8 protein-coding genes and 1 tRNA gene are annotated in these 12,437 nt (G+C 42.8%); all 9 read right to left on the reverse strand.

From position 1 onward, the window contains the following. Positions 1 to 86 precede the first annotated feature (86 nt). On the reverse strand, positions 87 to 4,286 hold the full coding sequence (gene rpoC, locus FTT76_RS04395; protein WP_180007037.1) for a DNA-directed RNA polymerase subunit beta': 4,200 nt from the start codon (positions 4,284 to 4,286) through the stop codon (positions 87 to 89). Positions 4,287 to 4,426: 140 nt separating this feature from the next. Then, the gene (rpoB, locus tag FTT76_RS04400; protein ID WP_180007035.1) at positions 4,427 to 8,515 is read right to left on the reverse strand and encodes a DNA-directed RNA polymerase subunit beta; all 4,089 of its coding nucleotides are present in this window, start codon (positions 8,513 to 8,515) and stop codon (positions 4,427 to 4,429) included. A gap of 303 nt (positions 8,516 to 8,818) precedes the next feature. Then, on the reverse strand, positions 8,819 to 9,190 hold the full coding sequence (gene rplL / locus FTT76_RS04405; RefSeq protein ID WP_078189828.1) for a 50S ribosomal protein L7/L12: 372 nt from the start codon (positions 9,188 to 9,190) through the stop codon (positions 8,819 to 8,821). A 48-nt stretch (positions 9,191 to 9,238) separates the two neighbouring features. Next, the gene (gene rplJ / locus FTT76_RS04410) at positions 9,239 to 9,745 is read right to left on the reverse strand and encodes a 50S ribosomal protein L10 (RefSeq protein WP_111885844.1); all 507 of its coding nucleotides are present in this window, start codon (positions 9,743 to 9,745) and stop codon (positions 9,239 to 9,241) included. 301 nt (positions 9,746 to 10,046) lie between these two features. Beyond that, positions 10,047 to 10,742 carry a 50S ribosomal protein L1 gene (gene rplA / locus FTT76_RS04415; RefSeq protein WP_078189830.1) on the reverse strand — a complete coding sequence of 232 codons (696 nt, stop codon included), beginning with the start codon at positions 10,740 to 10,742 and terminating at the stop codon, positions 10,047 to 10,049. A 3-nt stretch (positions 10,743 to 10,745) separates the two neighbouring features. Then, the gene (gene rplK / locus FTT76_RS04420; RefSeq protein WP_004868049.1) at positions 10,746 to 11,174 is read right to left on the reverse strand and encodes a 50S ribosomal protein L11; all 429 of its coding nucleotides are present in this window, start codon (positions 11,172 to 11,174) and stop codon (positions 10,746 to 10,748) included. A 115-nt stretch (positions 11,175 to 11,289) separates the two neighbouring features. Then, positions 11,290 to 11,823, reverse strand: coding sequence for a transcription termination/antitermination protein NusG (gene nusG / locus FTT76_RS04425; protein WP_078189831.1), 534 nt, complete (start codon positions 11,821 to 11,823; stop codon positions 11,290 to 11,292). 7 nt (positions 11,824 to 11,830) lie between these two features. Further along, complete coding sequence (gene secE / locus FTT76_RS04430) at positions 11,831 to 12,271, reverse strand: preprotein translocase subunit SecE (RefSeq protein ID WP_078189832.1); 441 nt, start codon at positions 12,269 to 12,271, stop codon at positions 11,831 to 11,833. Positions 12,272 to 12,347: 76 nt separating this feature from the next. Next, positions 12,348 to 12,423: transfer RNA gene (locus tag FTT76_RS04435), tRNA-Trp, on the reverse strand. Between the last annotated feature and the right edge of the window lie 14 nt (positions 12,424 to 12,437).

Raw genomic sequence — 12,437 nt, forward strand, 5'->3', positions numbered from 1 at the left:
TCAACATTAGGAAAGCTTTAATTTTCAATTCATCCGCATAAAAAAAGCCACCCAAAGGTGGCTTTTTTGAATAATTTAAGGGCTAATTAAAGACCGTTAAATTCATCGCTAAATGCTTGGCTTAATGCTTGATCTACATCAGAGAAATCATTGTGAAGCTCAAGCTCTGCAGCTTCAGACTCCTGACGACGACGTTCTAAGTGGTAAGCCAAACCTGTACCCGCTGGGATCAGACGACCTACAACTACGTTTTCTTTCAGACCACGTAATTCATCTTCTTTACCTGTTACAGCAGCTTCAGTTAACACACGAGTTGTTTCCTGGAACGATGCAGCAGAAATGAACGAGTCAGTAGAAAGCGACGCTTTGGTAATACCCATCAATTGACGTTCAAACTTCGCTGGAAACTTGTTCTGAGCTGCCACAGCTTGGTTTTCTTGAACAACGCGGATGTATTCCACTTGCTCGCCTTTGATGAAGCTTGTATCACCACCGTCAGTGATTTCAACTTTACGAAGCATTTGACGTACGATCACTTCAATATGCTTGTCGTTGATTTTTACACCTTGCAGACGGTATACGTCCTGAACTTCGTTCACGATGTAGTTTGTCAGTGCAACTTCGCCTTTCAAACGTAAGATGTCGTGTGGGTTTTGCGGACCATCAGAAATGGTTTCACCACGGTTCACATGCTCGCCTTCGAACACGTTAATCGTACGCCATTTCGGAATTAGCTCTTCGTAAATCTCAGAGCCATCATCCGGAGTAATCACAAGACGGTTCTTACCTTTGGTCTCTTTACCGAAGCTTACGATACCTGAAATTTCAGCAAGGATCGCGTGTTCTTTCGGTTTACGTGCTTCGAACAAGTCAGCTACGCGTGGAAGACCACCGGTAATATCACGAGTACGTGAAGATTCTTGTGGTACACGACCAATTACGTCACCGACACCAATTGTTTCGCCATCACGAACAGTCAGAATCGTATTTTGTGGCAAGAAGTAGAACTGTTCGCCACCATCAGTTGTATCCAATACAACCGCTGGACGCATATCTTTACCTGACGCAGGACGTGAAGTCACTGGTAAGATTTCGATTGTAGTCATACCTGTTGCATCATCAGTTTTCGATGTCACAGTTACGCCATCAGCGATTTGGCTGAAACGCACTTTACCTGCAACTTCGGTAACAAGTGGATGTGTATGCGGATCCCAAGTCGCTACGATACCGCCAGCTTCCACAGCTTCGCCATCTTTAATGATGATTGAAGCACCGTATGGAATTTTGTAACGTTCGCGTTCACGACCGATGTCATCTGCGATACCGATTTCACCTGAACGTGAAGTTGATACCAAGTGACCTTTAGCGTGTTGTACTGTTTTCACATTGTGGAAACGTACTGTACCTTTGTTACGAACTTGTACGCTGTTAGCAGCAGAAGTTCGGCTCGCAGCACCACCTACGTGGAACGTACGCATTGTTAACTGTGTACCTGGCTCACCAATTGATTGAGCAGCCATTACACCCACAGATTCACCTGGATTCACCAAGTGACCGCGAGCAAGGTCACGACCGTAACATTTCGCACATACACCGAAAGTAGATTCACAGTTTACAACTGAACGTACTTTCACTTCATCGACACCTTGCTCTTCTAAGTAGTTTGCAAGTTTTTCGTCGATTAAAGTATTACGTGGAAGAATCACATCATCCGAACCTGGTTTCTTCGCATCTTCAGCAAGTACGCGACCCAATACTCGAGTACCTAAGTTCTCGATGACATCGCCACCTTGAATGAACGGAGTCATTACAAGACCGTCGAAAGTACCACAATCTGGCTCAGTAATTACCAAGTCTTGTGCAACGTCAACCAAACGACGAGTCAAGTAACCTGAGTTCGCAGTTTTCAATGCAGTATCGGCCAAACCTTTACGTGCACCGTGTGTTGAAATGAAGTACTGAAGTACAGTCAAACCTTCACGGAAGTTTGCTTTAATTGGTGTTTCAATGATCGAACCATCTGGTTTCGCCATCAAACCACGCATACCCGCTAACTGACGAATCTGAGCTGCCGAACCACGGGCACCTGAGTCAGACATCATATAGATCGAGTTGAATGATTTTTGTTTCTCGTCTTCACCCTGTTTGTTTTTAACAGTAGTGAAAGATAAGTTGTCCATCATCGCTTTCGCTACTTGGTCGTTTGTACGCGCCCAAATATCGACAACTTTGTTATAACGTTCGCCGGCAGTTACGAAACCTTGTTCAAATTGTTGTTCAATTTCGCGAACTTCAACTTCAGCTTTTTCGATAATTGCTTGTTTTTGTGGCGGAATCAACATGTCTTCCATACCAACAGACACACCTGAGTGAGTCGCTTGACGGAAGCCCAAGTACATCAATTGGTCAGCGAAGATAACAGTATCTTTTAGACCTAATTTACGGTAGCAAGAGTTGATCAATTTAGAGATGTTCTTTTTAGTCATCTCAACGTTGATTTGTTGGAAATCCATACCTTCAGGTACAACTTCCCAAAGTAAACAACGACCTGGAGTTGTGTCTACAACAATGGTTTGTTGTTCACGGTTACCATTTTCGTCAATGACAGTTTGGTGTACACGTGCTTTTACGCGAGCGTGTAAATCAACTTGACCTGTTGCAAGTGCACGGTTTACTTCGTCAGTATCCGCAAACACCATGCCTTCACCTTTGGCATTGATCGCATCACGAGTGATGTAGTACAAGCCTAAGACAACGTCCTGAGAAGGTACGATGATTGGCTCACCGTTCGCAGGAGAAAGAATGTTGTTTGTTGACATCATTAACGCACGAGCTTCTAACTGAGCTTCAAGTGTTAATGGTACGTGTACCGCCATTTGGTCACCGTCGAAGTCGGCGTTAAATGCCGCACAAACTAACGGATGAAGACGGATTGCTTTACCTTCAATCAGGGTTGGTTCAAATGCTTGAAGACCCAAACGGTGAAGTGTAGGCGCACGGTTCAACATCACTGGATGTTGACGAATTACGTGAGCAAGTACATCCCAAACTTCTGGAGTTTCACGCTCAACCATTTTTTTCGCAGCTTTAATGGTTGTCGCTTGGCCAGACGCTTGTAGTTTCGCGAAAATGAATGGTTTGAATAATTCAAGCGCCATTTTTTTCGGAAGACCACATTGGTGCAGACGTAAAGTCGGACCTACAGTAATTACCGAACGACCAGAGTAATCGACACGTTTACCCAATAAGTTTTGACGGAAACGACCTTGTTTACCTTTGATCATGTCTGCCAAAGATTTAAGAGGACGTTTGTTCGAACCGGTAATTGCGCGACCACGACGACCGTTATCAAGCAATGCATCTACAGACTCTTGTAACATACGTTTTTCGTTACGTACGATAATGTCTGGTGCTGCAAGGTCTAGAAGACGTTTTAAACGGTTGTTACGGTTGATTACACGACGGTAAAGATCGTTCAAGTCAGAAGTCGCAAAACGACCACCTTCTAGAGGAACCAACGGACGAAGATCAGGTGGAAGTACTGGAAGTACATTCATCACCATCCATTCTGGCTTGTTGTTCGACTCTTTGAACGCTTCCATCAATTTCAGACGTTTAGAGGCTTTTTTAAGCTTCGTTTCTGAAGTTGTATTTGGAATTTCTTCACGAAGACGTGAAATTTCAGCTTCAAGATCGATGTCTTTCAACAAATCTTGAACTGCTTCTGCACCCATTTTCGCAGTGAATTCATCACCATGTTCTTCTAAAGCCGTGAAGTATTCTTCATCGTTTAGAAGTTGGTATTTCTCAAGTGGAGTCATACCTGGGTCAGTTACAACGTATGATTCGAAATACAATACACGTTCGATATCACGTAAAGTCATGTCTAAAAGCAGACCGATACGGCTAGGAAGTGATTTTAAGAACCAAATATGCGCAACTGGAGAAGCAAGGTCAATATGACCCATACGCTCACGACGTACTTTTGCAGTTGTTACTTCAACGCCACATTTTTCACAAATGACGCCTTTGTATTTCATACGCTTGTATTTACCACACAAGCATTCGTAATCTTTTACTGGACCAAAGATTTTGGCACAGAATAAACCATCACGTTCAGGTTTGAACGTACGGTAGTTAATGGTTTCAGGCTTTTTAACTTCACCATGAGACCACGACTTAATCATTTCTGGTGACGCAAGACCAATACGGATGCGATCAAACTCTACAGGAGCATGACCGTCTGAATCCGTCTTTTTGCGCATGATATCGAGCAAGTCTTTCAATTTTTTTCTCCGTGTGTTGTGGAGATTTTCACTTCACAACTGGGTCACAAATATTGTTTTTTAACTGAGAAATCCCCCTTGCTCCTCTTGATTAAAGAGGTGAGAAGCACTGCTTCGCAAGGGAGATTCAATGGAGCTAATTAGTCACCATTTTTCAGTTCAATGTTGATACCTAAAGAACGGATCTCTTTGGTCAATACGTTGAACGATTCAGGCATACCTGGGTCCATGTAATGGTTACCATCTACAATGTTCTTATAGATACGGGTACGACCTTCAACGTCATCCGACTTCACAGTAAGCATTTCTTGAAGTGTGTATGCTGCACCGTAAGCTTCGAGTGCCCATACTTCCATCTCACCGAAACGCTGACCACCGAATTGTGCTTTACCACCAAGCGGCTGTTGAGTTACTAGAGAGTAAGAACCAGTAGAACGCGCATGCATCTTGTCGTCAACCAAGTGGTTCAGTTTCAACATGTACATGTAACCTACAGTTACTGGACGGTCAAAACGTTCACCTGTACGACCATCATACAATACTGTTTGACCAGTACGTGAAATGCCACCAAGTTCTAACAATTCTTTAATTTGTGATTCTTCAGCACCATCAAATACTGGTGTTGCTAAAGGAACACCTTTACGCAAGTTACCTGAAAGCACCAAGATTTCTTCATCAGTCAAGCTATCAAGATCTTCTTGTTCGCCACCAACTTTGTTGTAAATCTTGTCTAAGAAATCACGAAGCTCAAGTACAGTACGTTGCTCTTTCATCATCTTGTCGATTTGATCGCCAAGACCTTTAGCTGCCATACCTAAGTGAGTTTCAAGAATCTGACCCACGTTCATACGTGATGGTACACCCAGTGGGTTAAGTACAACATCAACTGGAACACCGTTTGCATCGTGTGGCATGTCTTCTACAGGCAAGATGTTTGATACAACACCTTTGTTACCGTGACGACCCGCCATTTTATCACCCGGTTGGATGCGACGTTTTACAGCCAAGTAAACTTTAACAACTTTCAATACGCCAGTTGTTAGTTCATCACCTGTAGAAAGTTTGCGTTTTTTCTCTGCAAATTTTTCGTCAATTTCAAGGCTCTTCTCTTTCAAGAACACTTGAATTTGAGTTAAACGCTCAGCAATCGCTTCGTCAACTGGTTGGATTTCAATAAGATCAACCAACTCAAGACCAGACAATAACTCTTCAGTTAATTTGTCACCGCGTTTAGTTGTACCGCCACCGTTAGATTCTTGACCTTTCAATAGACGAACAATACGTTCACGAGCCGCTTCTTCGAAGATTTTGTATTCTTCTTTCAAGTCTTTACGGTAAGCATCAAGTTGTGCTTTCTCAATTGCTTGAGCACGTTCGTCTTTTTCAAGACCGTCACGTGTAAATACTTGAACGTCAATTACAGTACCTTTCACAGATGAAGATACACGTAATGAAGAGTCTTTTACGTCAGCCGCTTTTTCACCGAAGATTGCGCGAAGCAATTTTTCTTCCGGAGTTAACTGAGTTTCACCTTTAGGCGTTACTTTACCTACAAGAATGTCACCAGCAGTTACTTCAGCACCGATATAAACGATACCTGATTCATCCAATTTAGAAAGTGCAGCTTCACCCACGTTCGGGATATCCGCTGTAATTTCTTCAGCACCCAATTTGGTATCACGTGCAACACATGAAAGCTCTTGGATGTGTATAGACGTTAAACGATCTTCTTGAAGTACACGCTCTGATAATAAGATCGAGTCTTCGTAGTTGTAACCGTTCCAAGTCATGAACGCTACACGCATGTTTTGACCCAATGCCAATTCACCGCCATCTGTTGATGGACCATCAGCAAGAACGTCACCACGTGCAACTTTATCACCTAAACGTACAACAACGTTTTGGTTGATACATGTATTTTGGTTCGAACGTGTGTATTTGATCAGGTTGTAGATATCTACACCTGCTTCGCCTGCCACCATCTCTTCTTCGTTTACACGAATAACGACACGAGAAGCATCAACGAATTCAATACGACCACCACGTTTCGCAAGTACACACACACCCGAGTCATGCGCTACGTTTGCTTCCATACCTGTACCAACAAGCGGTTTGTCAGCACGTAATGTAGGAACAGCCTGACGCTGCATGTTTGAACCCATCAATGCACGGTTGGCATCATCGTGTTCAAGGAACGGAATAAGTGATGCCGCTACAGATACCACCTGCTGAGCAGATACATCCATATGCGTTACTTTTTCTGGTGGAATACGTACGAATTCACCTTGGTGACGTACAGATACGAATTCTTCAGTTAAGTTACCGTCTTTATCGATACCAGAATCGGCCTGTGCAATCACAGTACCTACTTCTTCAATCGCAGAAAGGTATTCAACATCATCCGTTACACGACCATCAACAACTTTACGGTATGGAGTTTCCAAGAAACCGAAGCTGTTACATTTAGCGTATACAGACAATGAGTTAATCAAACCAATGTTTGGACCTTCAGGAGTCTCAATTGGACATACACGACCGTAGTGAGTTTGATGTACGTCACGTACTTCGAAGCCCGCACGCTCACGAGTCAAACCACCTGGGCCCAATGCTGATACACGACGTTTGTGTGTAATTTCAGACAACGGGTTGTTTTGGTCCATGAACTGAGACAACTGGCTTGAACCAAAGAATTCTTTGATTGCAGCAGCAACTGGTTTCGCATTGATTAAATCTTGCGGAGACAAGTTATCAGTTTCAGCTTGAGATAAACGTTCTTTAACAGCACGTTCAACACGAACTAGACCAACACGGAATTGGTTTTCTGTCATTTCACCAACAGAACGAACACGACGGTTACCCAAGTGATCGATATCGTCGACTTCACCTTTACCGTTACGGATTTCAACTAATGTTTTCAATACATCAGTGATGTCTTCGTTTGAAAGAATACCTTCAACTTCACGAGACTTCTGATCCGTACCCACTTCGTAAGGACGACCCAAACGACGGTTGAACTTCATACGACCTACTGGTGATAAGTCATAACGTTCAGAAGAGAAGAACAAGTTATTGAATAAGTTTTCAGCAGCTTCTTTTGTTGGTGGCTCACCCGGACGCATCACTTTGTAGATTTCTACAAGTGCTTCTTCACGACCAGTTGTAGTATCTGCACGTAAAGAGTCCGCAATGAATGGACCACGGTCGATGTCATTGGTATAAAGTACGTTGAATTGCTTAACGCCGCCCTCAGCCAATTTCACCATAATTTCATGGCTAAGTACGGTATTTGCCGCAACAACTTCGCCATCACGTAACGTTACATCTTCAGCAACGATACGTTCATATAGGTATTCATCAGGAACAGAAAGTTTTTCAAGACCTGCTGCTTCCATTTGACGAACATGGCGCGCGTTAATACGTTTACCTTGTTCAACAATTGTTTTACCGTCTGTACCCACGATATCAAACTGTGCCATTTCGCCACGTAGACGTTCTGGAACCAAGTCAATTTGATAGCTACCCATATCAAGATATACAGGTACTTTTTCGTAGAACATGTCTAGGATTTGTTCGTTATTATAACCCAAGGCACGAAGCACAACAGTCGCAAGTAATTTACGACGACGGTCAATACGAACATATACAAGATCTTTTGCATCGAATTCAAAGTCTAACCATGAACCACGGTAAGGAATGATACGAGCAGAATAAAGAACTTTACCGCTAGAGTGAGTTTTGCCTTTATCGTGATCAAAGAATACACCTGGTGAACGGTGTAATTGAGATACGATTACACGCTCAGTACCATTGATCACAAAGGTACCGTTGTCTGTCATAAGTGGCATTTCACCCATGTAGACTTCTTGCTCACGCACATCTTTGATTGTTTTAGTTTCGCGATCTTTAATGATCAGACGAATTTTTACACGCATTGGCGCCGCATAAGTTGAGCCACGAAGAATACATTCGCGCACATCAAATTCAGGCTTACCAAGACTATACTCAACAAATTCTAAAGCAGCATTGCCAGAATAACTTTCAATAGGAAAAACTGAACGAAATGCGGCTTGGAGACCGATATCTTCGCGGTTTTTTGGAGTTTTGCCGTCTTGAAGGAAAGTTCGGTACGAGTCGACTTGAATCGCGAGCAAGTACGGAACATCCATTACCTTGGGCAATTTACCAAAATTCTTACGGATCCGTTTCTTTTCGGTATATGAGTATGCCATCTGGAGTCCTCGGAAAGTAAACTAAGTCCGCCTGCAGAACGAACTTAGAAGGAATTACGCAGGCCGATATGGCCACCACTTTCACAAATGCTGCAATTTTTAGTGGTATTAAAACGCTTAACAATATTTTTTACTGAAAAATATTGGTAAGCGTTTGGTTTTATAAATTATTTTTAATTTGTATGATTTTTATATCATGCAAACAAAAATCGAGCCGATTATTGTAACGCAAAAAGGCTGATGACCCAAGGGCCACCAGCCATTTTTTGGAGCCGATTATAAAAAAATCGACTCCCCTTAAGATTACTTAAGTGTAACTGTAGCACCAGCTTCTTCAAGTTTTTTCTTAAGTTCTTCGCCTTCTTCTTTAGAAACGCCTTCTTTAAGAACTGAAGGAGCGCTTTCAACAAGATCTTTAGCTTCTTTAAGACCAAGGCCAGTAGCTTCACGAACTGCTTTAATTACAGCAACTTTGTTAGCACCGAAAGAAGTCAACTCAACGTTGAATTCTGATTGTTCTTCAGCAGCAGCACCAGCAGCGCCAGGAGCAGCAGCAACTGCTACAGCAGCAGCAGATACGTTGAATTTTTCTTCGAAAGCAGAAATAAGTTCAACAAGTTCAAGAACAGTTTTTTCAGCAACTGCGTTTAAGATTTCTTCGTTTGTTAAAGCCATGAGAGTAACTCCAAATGGGTATTGAATGGTGTGTAAATTGATTTAAGCTTAAGCAGCTTCTGACTCGTTTTTCTCTTTGAGCGCAGTAATAAGGCGACCCAATTTCGAAATAGGAGCTTGAAGAACGTTTGCAAGCATAGTAAGCGCTTTCTCTTGGTTTGGAAGGTTCGCGATAACGCTAACTTCAGCACCTTGATAAACTTTACCGTCAAATGCAGCAGCTTTAAGTTCAAATGCTTTATTAGTTTTAGCAAATTCTTCGAACAAACGAGCAGCTGCGCCCATGTCGTCTTCAGAAGTTGAGAAAGCTAAGATTGTTGGGCCAACAAGGTTGTCGCTCAAGATATTGAATTGAGTATCTTGAAGAGCACGTTTAGCCAAAGTGTTACGAACTACACGAGTAGCAACACCTAGTTTACGAGCTTCAACACGTAGAGCAGTTAATTGCTCAACAGTTAAACCTTGATAGTCAGCAACAACAGCAGCATACGCAGTAGAAGCAACTTCAGTTACTTCAGCTACGATCTGTTTTTTGCCTTCGATAAGAAGAGCCATTGTAAAACCTCCTAACGGTGATTTATGCACCTATACAGATGCACTCCCAATTCGTTAGCTCATCACTGAACCAACACGCGGAGGAGGAACAAATCACACCACCGCGTCTACTCAGGCTGGGCTATTAAGAAGAAAGCATAAAACTCCCCTCGCCTGAGGTCTTTGACGCTGATAAATCTAAATTTATCAATTCAAAGTTTGCCTGAATCACGCAATATACGACGGAACGTTTCTTGCGTAATATTTAAAGCGGTGCTTCAAATATTACTCAGGGCTTTAAAATTCTGTAATAAGTCGAAACTTATTTAGAAACGTTTGCCACATCAACAACAAGACCAGGACCCATAGTAGAGCTTAGAGTGATCTTTTGGATGTAAACACCTTTAGAAGTAGCAGGTTTTGCTTTCTTAAGGTCTGCTACAAGAGCTTCAACGTTTGAACGAACAGCTTCAGCAGTGAAACCTACTTGACCGATCGCAGCGTGGATGATACCTGCTTTGTCTACACGGTAACGTGCTTGACCAGCTTTCGCATTTTTAACAGCAGAAGCTACGTCAGGAGTTACAGTACCCACTTTAGGGTTTGGCATTAAGCCACGTGGACCAAGAATCGTACCTAACTTACCAACAACGCGCATTGCATCCGGAGCTGCAATTACTACGTCAAAGTCAAGGTTACCCGCTTGGATGCTTTCAGCAAGATCATCAAAACCAACAACGTCCGCGCCTTCAGCTTTAGCAGCTTCAGCAGCAGCGCCTTGAGCAAACACAGCTACACGTACAGTTTTACCAGTACCTGCAGGAAGTGTAGTCGCGCCACGAACAACTTGGTCAGATTTACGAGGATCAACACCTAGGTTTACAGCAACATCCAAAGATTCTTTGAATTTTACTGCTGGAAGGCCGTTAAGAACTGCAACTGCTTCTTCCAAAGTGTAAACTTTGTTAGCTTCAACAGCAGCAACAATGGCTTTTTGACGTTTAGTTAATTTAGCCATGTCTTATAGCTCCACTTCCAAGCCCATAGAACGCGCAGAACCAGCAATGGTACGTACACGTGCGTCTAAATCAGCACCAGTAAGATCTGGTTCTTTAGTAGTCGCAATTTCTTCTAATTGAGCGCGAGTCAACTTACCAACTTTAGTTTTGTTAGGTACAGCTGAACCCTTTTGGATGCCCGCAGCTTTCTTAAGAAGAATCGCAGCAGGAGGAGTTTTCATGATGAATGTGAACGACTTGTCGTTGTACACAGTGATCACTACTGGAATTGGAAGACCAGCTTCAACTTTTTGTGTCGCAGCATTAAATTCTTTACAGAATGCCATGATGTTAACACCACGTTGACCTAGTGCAGGACCAATCGGTGGAGATGGATTTGCTTTACCAGCTGGAACTTGCAGCTTGATATAGCCGTCAATCTTCTTAGCCATTTCAATTACCTCTGGGTACTAACGCCGCTAGGCTCCCCATACATATAAGTAACGATACCGTTACAACAACAATGCCCGACTCATAACAAATCGGGCGTTTATCAACCAAGTTAAATTAAACCGATTTTTCGACTTGGCGAAATTCCAGCTCAACCTGAGTTGGTCGATTAAATACATTAATCGTCAACGTTAAACGTGACTTATCGTATAGAACTTCTTCCACCACGCCTTTAAAATCGGTGAATGGACCGTCAATTACGAGTAATTCTTCACCTGGTTCAAACATCGTCTTAGGACGAGGTGCTTCGCCAGTATTGCGTACACGTGCAAGAATCGCATCAGCTTCTTTTTGCGTAATTGGTGCAGGCTTTTCTGCAGTACCACCGATGAAACCTAATACTTTTGGACATTCTTTAACAATGTGCCAAGTTTCATCATTCATTTCCATCTCGACTAACACATAGCCGGGAAAGAATTTACGCTCAGATTTACGTTTCTTACCATCCTTCATTTCCACTACTTCTTCAGTAGGGACAAGGACTTCACCAAAGCTATCGGCTACAGCGCTACGCTGGATTCGATCATTAAGTGAGCGTAACACTTGTTTTTCATAACCAGAATAGGCATGAATAATGTACCAACGTTTCATAGCTCTCTTACCCGATAATAAACTTCATTAACCAGCTCAAAGCATAGTCAAAGCACCATAATAAAATAGATGCCACTAAGACTACCGCAAGTACCTGCCAAGATGTGGTCATGGTCTCTTGCTTGGTTGGCCAAGTCACTCGACGTAACTCAATTCGAGCATCTTTCAACAATCGAACAAAGCCTTTGCCTTGATGGGTGGCGTATAATAAACCTAAAGCCACGATGATACAAGCCAAAATTACCCCAACACGGACCCAAACATCATTCGCTGGTGCCCAGTATGCTGGCAAATGTTGATTCACCATCATAGAACTACCGAGTAAAATCAACGCGATAACCCACAGAACATAGTCTAAAGGGGAACCAGAATTAACAACTTCAGCAGGATTATTTCTTTGAGGAATTGGCGCGTCGCTTAATGCGTCACGCGATTTATCATTCGACATTTTTGTACTCGTCGTAGGATTCGCGACTTATTATATGACCAGTTGAGCCAGCATCAAGCTTCTTTTTAAAAAAATTTGGCAGGCCAGGAGGGACTCGAACCCCCAACATTCGGTTTTGGAGACCGACGCTCTACCAATTGAACTACTGACCTGCAGAGCAAATCGA

Source organism: Acinetobacter sp. YH01009 (assembly GCF_013420765.1).
Lineage (GTDB): Bacteria > Pseudomonadota > Gammaproteobacteria > Pseudomonadales > Moraxellaceae > Acinetobacter > Acinetobacter amyesii.